The 17,144-nt window shown below is 66.4% G+C and carries 18 protein-coding genes; 10 read left to right on the forward strand and 8 right to left on the reverse strand.

What is annotated here, in order from left to right; all coding sequences use genetic code 11:
- Window positions 1-224 precede the first annotated feature (224 nt).
- Together BSZ39_RS09480 and BSZ39_RS09485 are read right to left on the reverse strand one after the other, a co-directional pair.
- Window positions 225-851: a MarC family protein gene (locus BSZ39_RS09480; protein ID WP_073717094.1), complete on the reverse strand. Its 627-nt coding sequence runs from the start codon at window positions 849-851 to the stop codon at window positions 225-227.
- Window positions 848-1,699, reverse strand: coding sequence for a PHP domain-containing protein (locus BSZ39_RS09485; RefSeq protein ID WP_342741817.1), 852 nt, complete (start codon window positions 1,697-1,699; stop codon window positions 848-850). Before BSZ39_RS09485 ends, BSZ39_RS09480 begins: the two co-directional genes overlap by 4 nt.
- A gap of 37 nt (window positions 1,700-1,736) precedes the next feature.
- On the opposite strand from BSZ39_RS09485, the gene BSZ39_RS09490 reads away from it, so the two are divergent.
- On the forward strand, window positions 1,737-3,248 hold the full coding sequence (locus BSZ39_RS09490; RefSeq protein ID WP_073717095.1) for an aminopeptidase P family protein: 1,512 nt from the start codon (window positions 1,737-1,739) through the stop codon (window positions 3,246-3,248).
- Window positions 3,249-3,251: 3 nt separating this feature from the next.
- Here BSZ39_RS09490 and BSZ39_RS09495 read toward each other — a convergent pair whose 3' ends face one another.
- Entirely contained in the window at window positions 3,252-3,836 is a 585-nt protein-coding gene (locus BSZ39_RS09495) for a general stress protein (protein WP_187343241.1), read from the reverse strand.
- A 61-nt stretch (window positions 3,837-3,897) separates the two neighbouring features.
- Between BSZ39_RS09495 and BSZ39_RS09500 the strand changes: the two genes are divergently transcribed.
- Genes BSZ39_RS09500 through BSZ39_RS09515 form a run of 4 tightly spaced genes read left to right on the forward strand, consistent with a single transcriptional unit; the run spans window position 3,898 to window position 7,295 of the window.
- Entirely contained in the window at window positions 3,898-5,187 is a 1,290-nt protein-coding gene (locus tag BSZ39_RS09500) for a magnesium transporter MgtE N-terminal domain-containing protein (protein WP_073717097.1), read from the forward strand.
- Window positions 5,180-5,713, forward strand: coding sequence for a DUF1003 domain-containing protein (locus BSZ39_RS09505; RefSeq protein ID WP_073717098.1), 534 nt, complete (start codon window positions 5,180-5,182; stop codon window positions 5,711-5,713). Before BSZ39_RS09500 ends, BSZ39_RS09505 begins: the two co-directional genes overlap by 8 nt.
- Window positions 5,714-5,723: 10 nt before the next feature.
- Window positions 5,724-6,857 carry an Mrp/NBP35 family ATP-binding protein gene (locus BSZ39_RS09510; RefSeq protein ID WP_222842927.1) on the forward strand — a complete coding sequence of 378 codons (1,134 nt, stop codon included), beginning with the start codon at window positions 5,724-5,726 and terminating at the stop codon, window positions 6,855-6,857.
- A gap of 3 nt (window positions 6,858-6,860) precedes the next feature.
- The gene (locus tag BSZ39_RS09515) at window positions 6,861-7,295 is read left to right on the forward strand and encodes a twin-arginine translocase TatA/TatE family subunit (protein WP_073717100.1); all 435 of its coding nucleotides are present in this window, start codon (window positions 6,861-6,863) and stop codon (window positions 7,293-7,295) included.
- 6 nt (window positions 7,296-7,301) lie between these two features.
- Here BSZ39_RS09515 and BSZ39_RS09520 read toward each other — a convergent pair whose 3' ends face one another.
- Window positions 7,302-8,501: a S1C family serine protease gene (locus BSZ39_RS09520; protein WP_158025157.1), complete on the reverse strand. Its 1,200-nt coding sequence runs from the start codon at window positions 8,499-8,501 to the stop codon at window positions 7,302-7,304.
- Window positions 8,502-8,613: 112 nt separating this feature from the next.
- Between BSZ39_RS09520 and BSZ39_RS09525 the strand changes: the two genes are divergently transcribed.
- Window positions 8,614-9,258 (forward strand): O-methyltransferase, encoded by a 645-nt coding sequence (locus tag BSZ39_RS09525; protein ID WP_073717102.1) that lies wholly within the window; start codon window positions 8,614-8,616, stop codon window positions 9,256-9,258.
- Window positions 9,259-9,315: 57 nt separating this feature from the next.
- Here BSZ39_RS09525 and BSZ39_RS09530 read toward each other — a convergent pair whose 3' ends face one another.
- The 4 genes from BSZ39_RS09530 to BSZ39_RS09545 form a co-directional block, all read right to left on the reverse strand.
- Window positions 9,316-9,480 carry a DUF3117 domain-containing protein gene (locus tag BSZ39_RS09530; protein WP_073717103.1) on the reverse strand — a complete coding sequence of 55 codons (165 nt, stop codon included), beginning with the start codon at window positions 9,478-9,480 and terminating at the stop codon, window positions 9,316-9,318.
- A gap of 78 nt (window positions 9,481-9,558) precedes the next feature.
- A complete protein-coding gene (locus tag BSZ39_RS09535; protein WP_143180480.1) occupies window positions 9,559-10,326 on the reverse strand; it encodes an LOG family protein in 768 nt (255 codons plus the stop codon).
- Window positions 10,313-11,449, reverse strand: coding sequence for a succinyl-diaminopimelate desuccinylase (gene dapE / locus BSZ39_RS09540; RefSeq protein WP_073717104.1), 1,137 nt, complete (start codon window positions 11,447-11,449; stop codon window positions 10,313-10,315). Before dapE ends, BSZ39_RS09535 begins: the two co-directional genes overlap by 14 nt.
- A complete protein-coding gene (locus BSZ39_RS09545; protein WP_245792485.1) occupies window positions 11,439-12,941 on the reverse strand; it encodes an NAD(P)H-quinone dehydrogenase in 1,503 nt (500 codons plus the stop codon). Before BSZ39_RS09545 ends, dapE begins: the two co-directional genes overlap by 11 nt.
- 63 nt (window positions 12,942-13,004) lie before the next feature.
- On the opposite strand from BSZ39_RS09545, the gene BSZ39_RS09550 reads away from it, so the two are divergent.
- From BSZ39_RS09550 to BSZ39_RS09565, 4 genes are all read left to right on the forward strand, one after another.
- A complete protein-coding gene (locus BSZ39_RS09550; RefSeq protein WP_073717105.1) occupies window positions 13,005-13,835 on the forward strand; it encodes a purine-nucleoside phosphorylase in 831 nt (276 codons plus the stop codon).
- Between the two features lie 2 nt (window positions 13,836-13,837).
- Window positions 13,838-15,538, forward strand: a complete 1,701-nt coding sequence (locus BSZ39_RS09555) for a phospho-sugar mutase (protein WP_073717106.1) — start codon at window positions 13,838-13,840, stop codon at window positions 15,536-15,538.
- 157 nt (window positions 15,539-15,695) lie between these two features.
- Window positions 15,696-16,361 carry an ABC transporter ATP-binding protein gene (locus BSZ39_RS09560; RefSeq protein ID WP_143180481.1) on the forward strand — a complete coding sequence of 222 codons (666 nt, stop codon included), beginning with the start codon at window positions 15,696-15,698 and terminating at the stop codon, window positions 16,359-16,361.
- Window positions 16,358-17,089 (forward strand): ATP-binding cassette domain-containing protein, encoded by a 732-nt coding sequence (locus BSZ39_RS09565; RefSeq protein ID WP_073717108.1) that lies wholly within the window; start codon window positions 16,358-16,360, stop codon window positions 17,087-17,089. Before BSZ39_RS09560 ends, BSZ39_RS09565 begins: the two co-directional genes overlap by 4 nt.
- Window positions 17,090-17,144: the final 55 nt, after the last annotated feature.

Genomic DNA, 17,144 nt, shown 5'->3' on the forward strand with positions numbered 1-17,144 from the left:
GGGGGGTTAAAGTCCACTCATCATCAGGGACCTCGATGCTTATCCCCAACACCCCTGCCCGATCGGCGCGCCCACACTCAACTCTGAAGAGCCGGATATCGCCGACCTCGCCTGCGACCTCGCCGTCCTGCTCTACGTGCTCGCCCATGCGGCCGCGCTCGCGCAGGGCGTCGGGGCGATCTGGCTCCTCATCGGGATCGGCCTCGCGATCGCCCAGGGCCGGGCTAGAGGTGCGCGTCGATAAACGCGAAGATACCGGCCACGAGGATCTCGACGGCGATCGCGGCGAGCAGCATGCCGGCCAGGCGAGTGACGAGCAGCGTGCCGTCGGGCCCGAGGACCTTGTGGATGATGTCGGCAAAGCGCATCGAGATCCACAGCACGAGGTGAATGGCAACGAGCGCGATCCCGATCGCACTCCACGAGGCGATCGTCCCCTCCGAGCGTTGCGCCGCGACCATGATCGCGACGATCGACCCGGGCCCGGCCATGAGCGGGGTCGCGAGCGGGACGAGCGCGACGTTCTGTTTCGTCGCGCTCTCCGACTCGCCGCCGCCGTCCTTACCGGCCAGCAGTTGCATCGCGACGATGAGCAGGAGCAGGCCGCCAGAGACCTGGAGCGCGGGCAGCGAGATGTGGAGGAACTTGAGGATGTACTGCCCGAAGACCGTGAACGTCGCCATGACGCCGAAGCTCGTGATGGTCGCCTGCAGGGCCGCGACCTTGCGCTGCTTGGAGGTCTGCGTCGAGGTCAGCGCGAGGTAGACCGGAACGAGCCCGGGCGGGTCCATAATGACGAACAGCGTCAAGAACGTTGTCATCAACAACGTCACGTCAAGGTAGGCGCTCACGGACGCACCACGCTCATGTAGCCCTCTTCCTCCATCGCTTGCAGCACATCGGCGGCCATGAGGTTTTCTCCCAGCCGGTTCGGTTTTCCGCTGCCGTGATAATCGCTGCCACCACTCACTCGCAAGCCGAGTCGACGGGCCAGATCCTTGACTTCGTCGCGGGCAGCAGGTCCATGATCGCGATGATCGGCCTCAAGTGCAAACAATCCAGCATGTGACATCTGTTCGATCACGTCGACGCCAAGGACCCGGCGTTGGCGCTGATAGGCGCGCGGATGCGCGAGCACCGGCACTCCCCCGGCTTTTCGCACGAGCGCGGTCACCTCGACGGGATGCGGCGAGACGTACGGAACGTAATAGGGCGAACTCGGGTGCAGCAGCTGATCAAAGGCCGCCGAGCGATCCGGCACGACGCCCGCGCGCACGAGCGCATCGGCGAGATGCGGCCGCCCGATCGTCGCACCTGTCCCGGCATGCGCGACGATGTCCTGCCAGCTGATCGGAAAATCTCGTGCGAGCCGATCCGCGATCGCCTTAGCGCGCGAGAGCCGCTCGGCGCGCGAGGATTCGAAGACGTCCGCGAGCTCCCGGTTTTGCGGGTCGTGCAAGAACGACAGCAGGTGGACGGTGATGCCATCGGCCCGGCAGGAAATCTCCACGCCCCGCAACACCCCGATCCCGATCTCGGGCGCGAGCGCCTCGGCCTCCTGCCACCCGGCCACCGTGTCGTGGTCGGTAATTCCCACGATGTCTAGGTCCGCGTCCTTGGCCGCCTGCAGCAGCCCGCGCACGCTGTCGGTGCCATCGGAGTGGGTCGTGTGGGCGTGGGGGTCGATTCGCAGGGTCACAGCACACCAGTATTCCAGGTAGTGCACAATTGGGGCTATGACTACAGATGATGCTACGCCCGAGAATCAGAGCCTCGAATCCCGCGGAAACAACCGTTCCCAGCGACCCACCTCCGATGTCTTCCGCGAGTTCATGACCCAGCACTGGGCGCCGCGCGATACCACGCTGCCCGAGCCCAACGCTTCCGCCCCGTTCGCGAAGGTGCGCCGGGATAAGATCTCCGAGCTCTTCACCGGCGACCGCCTGATCATCCCCGCCGGCGGCCTGCAGGTCCGCAGCAACGACACCGACTACCCTTACCGGCCGCACTCGGCCTTCGCCCACATGCTCGGCACGGGCACCGACTTCGAGCCCGACGCGGTCCTCGTGCTCGACCCGAACGAAGACGGTGGCCACGAGGCCACGATCTACTTCCACCCCTGCGCCTCGCGCGATACCGACCAGTTCTTTGCCGACTCCCGCTACGGCGAATTCTGGGTCGGAGCCCGCCCGACGCTCGAATACATCGCCGCCGCGACCGGCGTGCGCACCGTCCATATCGATGAGCTGAAGGACGCGATCTCCAAAGACGCGGGCCAGGTCCAGCTGCGCGTCGTACCCGGAGCCTCCGATCAGGTCTCCGCGCTCGTCGCCGAAGTTCGCTCCGAGGTCGGCCAGGCCGCCGCCAGCGAGGTCGACGAGGCCCTGGCCGAAGCCCTGTCCGAAGCCCGCCTGATCAAGGACGAGTGGGAAATCGAGCAGATGAAGCTCGCCGTCGCCGCGACCGCCGAGGGCTTTGAAGACATGATCCGCTCCCTGCCGCGAGCCACCACCCACCACCGCGGCGAGCGCGTGCTCGAGGGCGCGTTCGGTGCGAAGGCCCGCGAAGAAGGCAACGCGGTCGGCTACGACACGATCGCGGCCGCGGGTAATAACGCCAACACCCTGCACTGGACCGCCAATAACGGCAAGGTCAACGACGGGGAACTCGTCCTCATCGACGCCGGCATCGAAATCGACTCGCTCTACACCGCCGATATCACGCGCACGCTGCCGATCAACGGGAAATTCTCCGAGCCGCAGCGCCGCGTCTACAACGCGGTCCTCAAGGCCTGCGAGGCCGCGCTCGAGCGCGCCCACGGCACGGGCGTGAAGTTCCGCGACGTGCACGCCGCGGCGATGGAGGTCATCGCCCACGAGCTCGAAGACCTGGGGATTTTGCCCGTCAGCGCCGAAGAATCGTTACAGCCCGACTGCCAGCTGCACCGCCGCTGGATGGTGCACGGCACGAGCCACCACCTGGGCCTCGACGTGCACGACTGCGCGCAGGCCCGCAAGGACATGTACCTCGACGCCGAACTGCAGCCCGGCATGTGCTTCACGATCGAGCCCGGCCTGTACTTCCACGCCGATGACCTCGCCGTGCCCGAGGAATACCGCGGCATCGGTGTGCGCATCGAAGATGACATCGTCATCACCGACGATCACCGCGCGGTGCGGCTATCGGAAGACATTCCGCGCACGGCCGATGACGTCGAGGCGTGGATGGCGAAACTGCTGCAGTCCTAGCCCTTAGTGCTCGATGGGGTTGCCGTCCTCATCGAGCCGGATGCCGTATTGCGGCGGACGAGACATATCAACGGCAGGCGGCGGCGTCGAGGACATCGGGGCCGCCGCTTTAATGCCCGCTTCGCTGAGAATCTCGCGCGCCTTGCCCGCATGCTCGGGGTCGCAGATCACCGCATAGTGCTGTGCGACGACCTGGGAGGAGGACGTGAAGTCGCGTCGCCCCTGCGTCATGAGGTAGGAGACAGCACCGAAAACCGCGCCCATGATGACACCGATGATGAGGCCTGCCGCGAGCGCCGCAAACGCGCCTTCGGGCATGACGATCCACATGAGGATGCCGTACATGAGGCCGAGCCAGGCGCCGGTTCCGGCGCCGGCCATCGACGCGCGGGTCAGGGTCAGGCGCCCGATGATGCGTTCGACCATTTTCAGGTCCGTGCCGATGATCGACGTGTGCTGGACGGGGAACTGCGCATCCGATAAGGCATCGACGGCCTCCTGGGCTGCCAGGTAGGTGTCGAAGGAGGCGAGCTCCACCCCCTGCGGGATCGTCGGGGTGAGCATTCGGGACGGAGGTGGCGTACGCATACCTCCATTATCTCGCGTGCACCGCGATACGCGAGCGGGGTTCCTCCATTAGCCTTAGGGCGTGAGAGTCGCATCGCCCGCCCCCCAGCAACGCGTCTTCGTTGCCCGCCTCGTCGGCACGGCTGTGTTCGATCCGCTGGGCGATGCGGTCGGCTATGTGCACGACGTCGTTGTCCTGTTTGATGCGCGCAATCTGCCGCGAGCGATCGGCCTCGTCGTTGAGGTTACGGGCCGCCGCCGCGTCTTCGTGCCGCTCACGCGCGTCACTTCGATCAGCGCGGGCGCCGTCATCACGACGGGCCTGCTCAATATCCGCCGCTTCCAGCTGCGCAGCGTGGAAACCCTCGTCGCGGGCGAACTCTTCGAGCGGACGGTGACGTTCAAGGACGGCTCCGGCGAGGGCATCGTCAAGGACGTGGCGATCGAACAGCAGCGCAACGGCGACTGGCACGTGACCGCGCTCGCCGTCGTCCGCAAAAACACGATCGGACTGTTCCGTCGCGGCCATTCCGTCGTCGTCGACCCGTTCGAAGTCGCCGGCTTGGAAGATCAGCTCGCGCGGCAGGGCGCCAAGAGCCTCATCTCCTCCTTCGCGGGCCTCAAACCCGCCGATATCGCCGACCTCGTGCGAGACCTTCCCGAAGAGCGCCGCATTGAGGTCGCCCACGAAATGTCCGACGAGGCGCTCGCCGATGTGCTCGAAGAGCTCGGTGAAGAAGACCGCGTCGGCATCGTGCAGGCTCTCGAGCCGCGCCGCGCCGCCGATGTCCTCGACGTCATGCAGCCCGACGACGCCGCCGACCTCGTCTCCGAGCTCCCGACCGAAGTCGCGAGCCAGTTGCTGGAACTCATGGAGCCCGAAGAGGCCGCGGACGTGCGCCGACTGCTCGCCTACGAGGACAACACCGCGGGCGGTCTCATGACGACCGAGCCGGTGATCTTGCCGCCGGATGCCACGGTCGCGAACCTCCTTGCCCACGTCCGCCGCCAGGACGTACCGCCCGCCCTCGCGGCGATGGCCTACGTCGTGCGGCCGCCCCTGGAGGTGCCGACGGGCAAACTCCTGGGCGTCGTCCATATCCAGCGCGCGCTGCGCGAACCGCCCCAAACGCTCGTCGGCACGATCCTCGATACCTCCGTCGAACCGCTTGAGGTCGACGCCGGTATCGGCACGATCACGCGCCTGCTCGCGACCTACAACCTCACGGGCATGCCTGTCGTCGATGAGGCCGGGCGGCTGCTCGGCGCCGTCTCCGTCGACGACGTGCTCGATCATCTGCTGCCCGAGGATTGGCGCGATGCCGACGATGAGATGACCGACGACGAGATGGATCGGTGGGCCGATGGCTGACAAACTCGATACCCCACTGACCGGGCGCCGCCGCTGGATGCCCAAGGTCGATCTCGAATCCGAGGGCGTCGGCCGCGTCGCCGAAGCGATCGCGCGCTTTACCGGCACGCCGCAATTCTTGATCTGGCTGTCGGTCTTCGTCTTCGCCTGGCTCGGCTGGAATACCTGGGGGCCGGAGTCGCTGCGCTTCGACAAGGTCGAACTCGGTTTCACGACCCTCACGCTCATGCTCTCGCTGCAGGCCTCCTATGCCGCGCCGCTCATCCTGCTCGCGCAAAACCGGCAGGATGACCGCGACCGCGTCACCGCGGAACAGGACCGGCAACGCGCCGAACGCAACCTCTCCGACACCGAATACGTCGCGCGTGAACTCGCGGCGCTGCGCATCGCGCTGAACGATGTCGCGACCCGTGACTTCCTCCGCTCGGAGATCCGCGACATGCTCGAAGAACTCCAGGCGCGCGATCATGAGGATGAGACGAAGCCCGATGAGGCTGGCTTTAGCCAGGGTGGAAAAGACACGTAGCATGGGGGCTATGAATGCAGCCCCACCGACCATCGAAGCCATCCGCGAACAACTCGCTTCTGTCCTTGATCCGGAGATCAAAAAACCGATCACCGAACTCGGCATGGTGCGCTCGATCGACGTCGATGACGAGGGCCACGTCACCGTCGGAATCGACCTCACGACCGCCGGCTGCCCCTTGAAGGACACGATCACCGGCGACGTCGTCGAAGCCGTCCGCAAGGTCGAAGGCGCCGCGAGCTGCAAGGTCGAGATGGGCGTCATGAGCGAGGAGCAGAAGAAGGAACTGCGCACGAAACTGCGCGGCGGCGTGCCCGAGCCGGAAATCCCCTTCACCAAGCCCGGCAACCTCACCCGCGTCTACGCCGTGACCTCCGGCAAGGGCGGGGTCGGCAAATCCTCGGTCACCGCGAACCTCGCGGCGGCCATGGCCGACCAGGGGCTGAAGGTCGGCGTCGTCGATGCCGACATCTACGGTTTTTCCATCCCCCGCATGCTCGGCGTCACGCACGCGCCACAAAAGATCGACGACATGATCGTCCCGCCGATCGCCAACGGCGTGAAGGTCATCTCGATCGGCATGTTCGTGCCCGATAATTCCGCCGTCGTCTGGCGCGGCCCGATGCTCCACCGTGCGGTCCAACAGTTCCTCGGCGACGTCTACTGGGGCGACCTCGACGTCCTCCTGCTCGACCTGCCGCCCGGCACCGGCGACGTCGCGATCAGCGTCGGCCAATTGCTGCCGAACGCCGAGATCCTCGTCGTCACGACCCCGCAGGCCGCGGCTGCGGAGGTCGCCGAGCGCGCCGGGTCGATCGCGGGCCAGACGCGCCAGTACGTCGTCGGCGTCGTGGAGAACATGAGCTGGCTTGAGCAGGCCGACGGCTCCCGCCTCGAGCTCTTCGGCTCCGGCGGCGGTGAAACCGTCGCCGAGCGCCTCACGACGATCCTCGGCTACCCCGTCGAACTGAAGTCGAAGGTCCCGATCGATACGGGCGTCGCCGACGGCGGTGATTCCGGTGAGCCGATCGTGCTCGCGAATCCCGAGTCGCCCGCAGCCAAGGCCCTGACCGACCTCGCCCACAGCCTCGGCCACCGCGCCCGAGGCTTGGCCGGCCGATCGCTCGGACTGTCCCCGAGGTAGACCATGGGGCCGCTGTCCGGGACCGAAATCCTCATCATCATGGTGGTGGGGCTTATCGTTGTCGGTCCGGAAAACCTCCCGAAGGCAGCGGCCCAGCTCGGCCGGTTCGTGCGGCAAGCCAAGGACTTCACGAACCAGGCCAAGGAACGGGTCAAAGAAGAACTCGGCCCGGACATTAACGACCTCGACCTCAAATCTCTCGACCCGCGCCAATACGATCCGCGCCGGATCGTGCGCGACGCGCTACGTGATGATCCCGTCCCGACAGCTGCGACTCCCGCGGCCCCCGCGATCCGGCAAGCGCCGGGCGCGCCGGCGGCGTCGGCGAGCCCGCTCGCGGCCGCGACCCCGATGTCCATGGCCGGCGGTTCCGGCCGGGCGAACCCGTATCAGTTCGTCCCGGGAGCGCCCGCACCATTCGATAACGAGGCGACGTAACCTCGGCTACTTCGCGCGCTGTTCTTGCAGGGAGATCGTCGCTTCGATCTGTTCGCCGTTGCGTTCGGCGACGATCGCCACTTCCTGGCCGGCCTGTAGCGAGCGCAGGTAGACGATGAATTCGGTGACGGAACCGATCCGCTTCCCGTTGACAAACAGGATGCGGTCCCCGGCCTTCAGCCCCGCGTTATCAGCGGGACCACCAGCGACGATGCCCTTGGTGGAACCGGAATCCTCGAGCACCTTGGCGCCTGCGCGACGGTCGGACATGTCGACCATGATCCCCATGACGGGATAGGTCGCATACCCCTTGTCGAGGATCTCATCGGCCGAGTGCTTCACCTGGCTCGAGGGAATCGCGAAGCCGAGACCGATCGAGCCGACGGACTGCTGGTTTGAGTTCACCGGCTGCGCGATCGCGGAATTCAGGCCGATCATCTGGCCCGACATGTTGACGAGCGGACCGCCGGAATTACCGGGATTAATGGCCGCGTCCGTCTGGACGGCGTTGATGAAGGACTGGATCTCTGCGTCACCGCTGCGCACGGGCCGGTTCGTCGCGGAGATAATCCCGGTGGTCACGGTCCCGGCCAGTCCCAAGGGCGCGCCGACGGCCACGACCTGGTCCCCCACGGCGATCGTGTCGGAGTCTGCCAGCGGCAGTGCCGATAGCTCTTTCGCATCGATCTTGAGCACCGCGATGTCATAGTCATGGGTATAGCCGAGAACCTCGGCCGTAAACCGCTCGCCACTTGGAACCGTCACGTTGATCTCTTTTGCCACCTCACCGGTCGGCGTGATGACGTGCGCATTGGTGACGATCACGCCATCGGCGCGGTAGATGAAGCCCGTTCCCGAGCCGCCTTCGTTTCCGGAATACGATTCGATATAGACCGTCGAGGCAATGACTGCCTGCGCGACTTTGCCGATATCCGATTGGGCCGCGGCGACCGACGGCGGCAGCGTGGCCTTCACCGAGGGCGATCCGAGCGGGCGCGACCCCAAGCCGAAATACTCCCGCGCTCCGATCCCGCCGGTAACGAGACCGAGCGCGAAGGCAAGCAGGATTGCCATGAGCCACACAGCAACAGGAGCCTTCCGCCGGCTCGGGCGTTGGCGCTGGGTGGGCGCGCCGACACTGTAGGGCGACGCGTCGACCTGCCGCGTGGGAGCAGGATAGTACGCGGGCGCGCTGTCTTCTCCCATGGGCGGACTCTGCGGCGCGAAAGGCGGCTGCTGTGTCATGGCTCCACCCTAAAGCATGCTCCGCATCACCTTTTCGATACACTTTGGCTAACGGCGAGACTGGAGGTTCACCATTTCTGTCGACAAAGCCCTCAGCTGGGCATTTACCGAAGATTATATTCCGGAACCGGACGGGCCTGCGCATGCCCGGACCCTCGCCGAAGAATTCGGGGTCACCCCCATTTCGACGGGGATGGGCGCCACGCTGCGCGCGCTCGCGAGCGCCTCAGGCGCTCACTCGGTCGCGGAGATCGGCACCGGCACCGGCACCTCGGCGGCATGGTTGCTGAGCGGAATGGACCCGGAAGGCGTTCTGACCTCCATCGATGTAGAGCCCGAGTACCAGTCCGCGGCACGCCAGGTGCTGCGAGCGATGAAGGTCAAGAGTGCGCAGGCTCGATTGATTTCCGGCCGGGCGCTCGATGTGCTGCCGCGGCTCGCCAATGGCGCCTATGACCTCGTCTTCGTCGACGGCGATCCCGAGGAGACCCCCGAATACGTCACCCATGCGATCCGCATGTTGCGCCCCGGCGGCCTCCTGATCGTCGCGGGTGCCCTGTGGCATGACCGCGTGCCCGAGCCCGCGCGCCGCGATGCCGATACCGTGCGGATGCGTGAACTTGTGCGCACGGTGCGCGCCGATGAGCGCCTCACCCCGCTGCTGATAGGCGCGGGCGACGGGCTGCTCGTCGCGGTCAATCGTCCACCGACGCGCTAGGCGCAGAGCAAAGCCCCCGCAGTTGCGAGGGCTCAGCTAGATCGCGGTTGGCCCGCGTTAGACCACTTCGGAAAGTGCTGCGTGAAGATCCGTAGCTTCCTGCTGGGAAATCTCAACGACGAGGCGGCCACCGCCTTCTAGCGGCACCCTCATGACTAAGCCACGGCCTTCTTTCGTGACTTCCAGTGGTCCCTCCCCGGTTCGGGGCTTCATGGCGGCCATGCGTACGATCCTTCCACAAAACGTGATTGACACCTCTATTCTAAACCACGGTGTAGGCCGAGGCTCAGAATCGAGGGTCTACCACCCGTCGCTGGTAGGGACCTGGTGTCGCAGGTCGTCGATCGCCTGGCACATCACCTCGACCGCTTCCTCGGCAGTGTCGACCAAATGGAGCCGCTCGAGGTCGGCTTCGCCGATCTTGCCATCGGCGAGCATCGAGTTGCGCAGCCAGGTGAGCAGGCCCTCCCAGTACCGGGTTCCGACGAGCACAATCGGGAAGGAACGGACCTTCTTCGTCTGCACGAGCGTTGCGGCTTCGAAGAGTTCATCGAGCGTTCCGAAACCACCGGGAAGGACGATGAAACCTTCGGAGTATTTGACGAACATCGTCTTGCGGGCGAAGAAATAGCGGAAGTTGATGCCGAGATCGACCCACTCGTTCAAGCCCTGCTCGAACGGCAGCTCAATGCCGAGCCCGACCGAGCGGCCTTCGGCTTCGCACGCACCCTTATTGGCGGCCTCCATAACGCCCGGTCCCCCACCGGTGATGACGGCATAGTCGCGCTCGGCAAGGCGGCGTCCCACCTCTTCGGCGAGCTCATATTCCGCGCTTCCTTCCGGGGTACGCGCCGACCCGAAGACGGAGACGGCCGGGCCGAGTTCGGCGAGGGCGCCGAAGCCTTCGACGAATTCGCTCTGGATCCGCATGACCCGCCAGGGGTCGGAATGCAACCAGTCGATGTCTTGGGCCGGATCGAGGAGTCGGGCGTCCGTGGTCTCCGTGGGGACCATGGGACCCCGCAGCATGACGGGGCCCTTACGGTAGGTGCGTCTACGAGGTGCCATGGGCCCCATCTTGCCGGAGCCAGGCCCGCAGTGCTGCATGGCAGGCCTCAATGTGGCTGATTGGGCAATTCTCCTCATCCGTGTGCGCGAGCGCCGGGTCGCCGGGCCCGAAGTTCACGGCCGGGATTCCGGCGGCCGCGAGCCGCGCGACATCGGTCCAGCCGTATTTCGGTCCGACGCTCGCGCCCGCATACCGTTGGGCGGCCCGCACGAAGCTGGCGGCCAGCGGCTCAGTCAGGCCCGGTCGGGCGCCGTCGGCGGCGTCTTCGAACGTGATCGTGCCGCCGGCGCCGTCGAGGAGTGCGCGCAGCCGGTCCAGCGCAGCCGCCGCATCGGAATCGGGGGCGTAGCGGTAGTTGATCCAGATCCGGCAGTGATCGGGGATGACGTTATTGGCGATACCGCCCTCGATTTTCACGATCGAGAGCGATTCGCGATAGTCGAGCCCATCGACCGTAACCGTGCGGGGCTCGTAGTCGGCGAGCCGCTGCAGGATAGCGGCGGCCGCGTGGATCGCGTTGTGTCCCATCCAGTGGCGCGCGGAGTGGGCGGCGCGGCCGGTGACGTCGACACGGATGCGCAACGTGCCGTTGCAGCCACCCTCGATGGCAGCGCTCGTCGGTTCGGTGAGGATCCCGAAGTCGGCGTCCCGCGTGAGGTCGGGGTGCATGTCGAGGAGGCGTTTCAGGCCCGAACGGTCGGTGTCGACCTCCTCGTGGTCGTAAAACACCCACGTGACATCGATGGCGGGGTCGGTGAGTTCGGCCGCGAGCGCGAGTTGCACGGCGCAGCCGGATTTCATATCGACGCTGCCCCGGCCCCAGATCGCGTCGTCCCCGTCAATGACCTCGCGGCGGTGCGGGATATTGTTCGCGACGGGCACAGTATCGAGATGCCCGGCAATGATGACGCGCTGGGCGCGGCCCGCATTCGTGCGTGCGAGGATCGCGTCACCCTCGCGCACGACGGTGAGGTGGCCCATCGCGCGCAGGTGCCGCTCGACCTCGTCGGCGAGATGCGTCTCGTGGTCGGAGACCGAGTAGATGTCCACCATCGCTGCGGTGAGGTCCACGGCCGAGGCCGTGGCCGGGTCTGGGAGGCGCAGCGACTCGTTAGTAGACATCGTCGTCCTCGACGTGGTGCAGGGTGCGGGCGGCCTCCCCCAGCGTTCCGGACAGCGACGGGTAGATCGTGAAGACGTTCGCGACCTCGTCGACGGTGAGGCGGTGGGTGACTGCGATCGACAGCGGGAAGATGAGTTCCGAGGCGCGCGGCGCGACGACGACCGCGCCGGTCACGACGCCCGTCGCGTTATCGGAAAAGACCTTGACGAAGCCTTCTTTGATGCCGAGCATCTTCGCGCGCGGGTTGCGGGCTACGGGCAGGCGGGATATCGACCCGTCGACCTCGCCAGATTCGATTTGCGCCTGGGTGACGCCGATCGTCGCGATCTCGGGGGCGGTGAAAATATTCGCGGCGACGGCCGTCAGCGACAGCGGCGAGACCGCGTCGCCGAGCGCGTGCCACATCGCGATACGGCCCTGCATCGCCGCGACCGAGGCGAGCGGGTAGACGCCGGTGCAGTCGCCGGCGGCGTAGACCCGAAAGGCGGTCGTGCGCGAGACGCGGTCGACCTCGATATGGCCCGATTCCCGCAGCTTGACTCCGGCTTCTTCTAGTCCGATGCCCTTCGTGTTCGGGATCGCGCCGACCGCCATGAGGCAGTGCGAACCCGTGATCTCGCGGCCATCGGCGAGCGTCACGAGGACTCCGTCGTCGGTGCGGGTCACGGACTGGGCTCGCGATTCGCTCAAGACCGTCATGCCGCGGCGCTTGAACACGTTTTCGATGAGGGTGGCCGCGTCCTCGTCCTCGCCGGGCAGCACGCGCACGCGGGAAGAAACGAGCGTGACCTCGGCGCCGAGCTGAGTGTAGGCGCCCGCGAATTCGGCGCCCGTAACGCCCGAGCCGACAACGATGAGGTGCTCGGGCAGTTCAGTGAGCTCATAGAGCTGCTTCCAGGTAAGGATCCGCTCCCCGTCGGGTTTCGCATCGGGCAGCTCGCGTGGCGTCGCGCCCGTCGCAATGAGGACCATTTCGGCTTCGAGTTCGATCTCCTCGCCGCTGCCATCGACGTCGACATAGACGAGGCGGGTGCCGCAGCCCGCGCTCGCGGGACCGAGTCGGCCATGGCCGTTGATGATCGTGATGCCTTCTTTTTCTAGCCGGCCCGCGATATCGCGTTCCTGCTGGGCCGCGAGAGAGCGAACGCGTTCGTTGACCTTGCCGAGGTCAACGCTCGGGTGGCCATCGCCGACATGAATTCCCAGCTCCACCGCGGATTCGGTCAGCGTCATCCACTCGGCCGTCGCGATGAGCGTCTTAGAGGGGACGACATCGGTGAGGACCGCCGAGCCTCCCATGCCGCGCGCTTCGATGACGGTGACGTCGGCACCGAGTTGGCGGGCGACGAGTGCGGCCTCATAGCCGCCGGGACCACCACCGATGATGACGACTCGGGAACCCGCCCGAACCGGAGAGGAACCGGAGGCTTGCGCCCCTGCGGGAGATTCGGGGGCAACAGCAGTACTCGAATGTTCAGAAGTGACAGTCACGTCACTCATTGTCGCAAAACTCTTCACCCCTTGCGCCCGGGTCAACCATGGAACAATATAGCCATGACACACCATGACACTGACGTCGATCCCCGCGCCCTCGCCGCTGAGGCGGCGCAGGCGATCGCGTATGCTACCGGCGTTGCCAAGCACGACATCGCCCTCGTCCTCGGCTCCGGCTGGGGCGGCGCCGCCGAACTCCTCGGCGACGTCGTCGCCGAAGTTCCCGCCGAAGATATCCCGGGCTTCCGCAAGGCCGCGGTCGTCGGGCACGGCGGCACGATCACCTCGATCAAGATCGCGGGCACCGACGCCCATGCGCTCGTGCTCGGAGCACGCACCCACTACTACGAAGGCCACGGCGTGCGCGCCGTCGCACACGGGGTTCGCACCGCGGCTGCCGCGGGCTGCACCTCGCTCGTGTTGACCAACGGCTGCGGCGGCCTGCGCGCCGAGTGGGGCCCGGGCACCCCGGTTCTCATCTCCGATCACATCAACCTCACGATGGACTCCCCTCTCGAAGGCGCGACCTTCGTCGACCTCACCGACGTGTACTCGCCGCGGCTGCGCGATCTTGCCCGCACGATCGATTCGACGCTCGATGAGGGCGTCTACGTCCAGTTCCGCGGCCCCCACTACGAGACGCCCGCGGAAGTGCAGATGGCGAAGATCATCGGCGGTGACCTCGTCGGCATGTCGACCGCGCTCGAGGCCATTGCGGCGCGCGAAGCCAGACTCGAGATCCTCGGCATCTCACTCGTGACCAACCCGGCGGCCGGTATTTCGCCCACGCCCCTCAGCCACACCGAAGTCCTTGAGGCTGGCCGCGCGGCAGGACCGCGCATCGCGAAACTGCTCGCCGACATCGTGACCACCATGGCAAAGGAGAACTAGTCATGACTTCCCTTACCTTCGACGACGCAGCCGTCCGCGCCTGGATCGACGACGATCCGGACCCGACGACCGCCCAGGAGCTCTCCGATCTCCTCGCAGCCGCAGAAGGCGGCGATGAGGCGGCCAGCGCCGACCTCGCCGACCGATTCTCCGGCACCCTGCAGTTCGGTACCGCCGGCCTGCGCGGCGCCCTTGGTGGCGGCCCCAACCGGATGAACCGTGCGGTCGTCATGCGTGCGGCCGCGGGCCTCGTCGCCTACCTCCGAAACGAGATCGGCGACGGTTTCGTCGTGACGATCGGCTACGACGCCCGCTATGGCTCCAAGCAGTTCGCAACCGACACCGCCGCGATCGTCACGGCCGCCGGCGGCATCGCCCACCTCATGCCTCGCACCCTGCCGACCCCGGTCCTCGCGTTCTCGGTCCTCGACCTCGATGCCGACGCCGGCGTCATGGTGACGGCCTCGCACAACCCGCCGCAGGACAACGGCTACAAGGTCTACCTCGGCGGCCGCATGGTCGAAGCGACAGCCCGTGGCGCCCAGATCGTCTCCCCGCACGATGCCCGCATTGCCGAGCAGATCGCTAAGGTTGAGCGAGTCGCCGATATCGAGCGCGCCGAGGACGGCTGGCACACGATCGGCGAGGACCTCATCGACCGCTACGTCGCGCGCGTCTCGTCGATGGTCCCGCAGGGCCGGGCCGGCTCGCTCAAGGTTGTCCTCACGGCCATGCATGGCGTCGGCGCCGAGACCTGTATGCGGGCACTCACCGACGCTGGGTTCACCGACGTGCACCTGGTCAAGGAGCAGGCCGAGCCGGACCCGGACTTCCCGACCGTGAACTTCCCGAACCCTGAAGAGCCCGGCGCGCTCGACCTGTCCTTCGCCCTGGCGAAGAAGATCGGCGCGGACCTCATCATCGCCAACGACCCGGATGCCGACCGCTGCTCCGCCGCAATCCCCACGCGCGCCGGCAGCTGGCGCCAGCTCTCGGGTGATGAGGTCGGCCAGCTCCTAGGTGAGCAGGCCGCGCGCCTCGCGGCAGCGAGCGGCAAGGGCGTTCTTGCCTGCTCGATCGTCTCCTCGCGGATGCTCGGCGCGATCGCGGCCTCCCATGGCCTCACGCACGCCCAGACGCTCACCGGATTCAAGTGGATCTCGCGGGTGCCGGGCCTGACGTTCGGGTACGAAGAGGCGCTTGGCTACTGCTGCGACCCGAACTATGTGCGGGACAAGGACGGCATCTCCGCCTCGGTGAAGCTGTGCCTGCTCGCCTCCGATCTCGCCGATCGCGGCCTGACGCTAGAGGACCAGCTCGACCAGCTTTCGGCACGCCACGGCGTGCACGCGACGAACCCGCTCACGGTTCGCGTGAAGGACCTCTCGCTCATCGCCGACGCGATGGCCAAGCTCCGCACCGGGGGGCTGACCGAACTCGCCGGCTCCCCCATCGTCGAGACTGTCGATCTCGCTGAGGGCAGCGAATCTCTACCGCCGACCGACGGCATGCGCTTCGTGACCGAGGCGAATGACCGCGTGATCGTCCGTCCCTCGGGCACGGAACCGAAGCTCAAGTGCTACCTCGAGTCGGTTGAACCGGTCCCGAACCAGAACCTCGACCTCGTGCCGCAGGCACGCGAGGCGGCCGCCCGCCGCGTCGCGCAGGTGAAGGCGGACCTCGCCGCCTTCCTCGGCGTCTAGTTTGTTTCGCCCCGGCCCACCAAGGGCCGGGGCGCCTTCGCGAAAACCCACTATGTCTCACGCCGAGCCACCCAACTCCATCGCTGCTGCGCTGAAGACCTCAATCCGGGCGGTAGCCTACGCCTGGAAACACTCCCCTCGGTATTCCGCTGGAACGTTGATCTCCGGGACCATTGTGGCGCTCGTGCCTGCCGCGCAGGTCGAGGTCATGAAGTACCTCATCGCCTCACTCGAGCCCGGATCTTCGCCGGTGCTGCCGATCATCCTGGCGGCGCTCGCCGCCGTCGTGATCTCCTTAACCACGAGCGTCAATAGGCACGTCGTCCAGCTCAGCCAATTGGATTTGCGCCGGTCCTATTCGAGGGACCTGACGCGGCTCATCACGCGGCTCACGCCGCCGGAGACCGTCGATAATCGGCTCGTCGAACGGATCCGGGCGGCGCGCGACGCCGTCCCGTTCAACCTAGCGTGGCAGGCAAGCTCGTTCTATTCGGTCATGACGGCGATCTTTGCCGTGGTCTTCCTGACCATCTCACTGTGGTCGATCTCGCCGCTCGCCTCGCTGTTCGTCGCACTCGTCATGGTGCCCGACCTCCTCGTGTACTCCCGGCTTGCGCGCATCGAAAACGAGATCTGGCCCGAGGCTGCGGGCATTAATCGCCGACAGGAATACCTCCACGCGCAGGTCAACTTCCAACCGGCGGCGACCGAGATCGCGTCCGGTGGCCACGGGGACTCCTTCAACGACGAGCTCGCGGACCTGTACGGCAGGGAGTTCGATGTTTTCGCCAAGGCACCGCGCACGGTATCCGCCTTCAGATGATTTCGAGCCTCGCGGTCTTCGTGCTCGCGGCCGGGGCATTCGCCGCCATCATTGTCGCGCCGTCCGCATCGACCGCAACGCTCGGCGCTGGCATTGTGGGTGTCTTGAGCTGTCTGCTCGTCACGCGCGGCGCGGGCGCCGCCTACGGCGAGCTCATGGCCAGTGCCCCGTTCATTGCGCAGTACGAGTCGCTGGTCGCCGATATCTCTGACCGTACCGGCGAGGCGGAGACTCCCGGCCGCGGACCCGACGCGCTTGTTGCTAGCAACGTGACCTTCACCTACCCCGGTTCGCAGGCGCCCGTCATCAGGGACGCGAGCATGCGAATCGAACCCGGCGAGTTCGTCGCCTTCGTTGGTGCCAACGGCAGCGGCAAGACGACGTTCGCTAAGCTCCTCGGCGGAATCCTGGAGCCGGACGCCGGCACAATCGCGATCGGACAGGCGAGCGATGCAGCGAGCCGGCGCGCCCGCAGTGCGATGGTCTTTCAGGACTTCACGCGCTTCGAAGTGACCGTGCGCCGCTTCGTCGATCTCCAGCTGCGCCACAGCGATGATCAGATCGAGGCGGCGCTGCGTGCCGCCCAGGCGTGGAGTTATATCGCTCCCCTGCCCGGCGCCATCGACGCCCAGCTCGGCCCGCAATGGGACGGCGCGGGGCTCTCCGGCGGCCAGTGGCAGCGCCTCGCGCTAGCTGTAGTTCCCCGTGAGGTTGTGAACGCGTTCTGATGGAGTAAGACCACCGATCCCGGTATGGGGTCTGTGATGATTGTAGTGATGAAGC

The organism is Bowdeniella nasicola (assembly GCF_001907295.1).
In the GTDB taxonomy this organism is placed as follows: domain Bacteria; phylum Actinomycetota; class Actinomycetes; order Actinomycetales; family Actinomycetaceae; genus Bowdeniella; species Bowdeniella nasicola.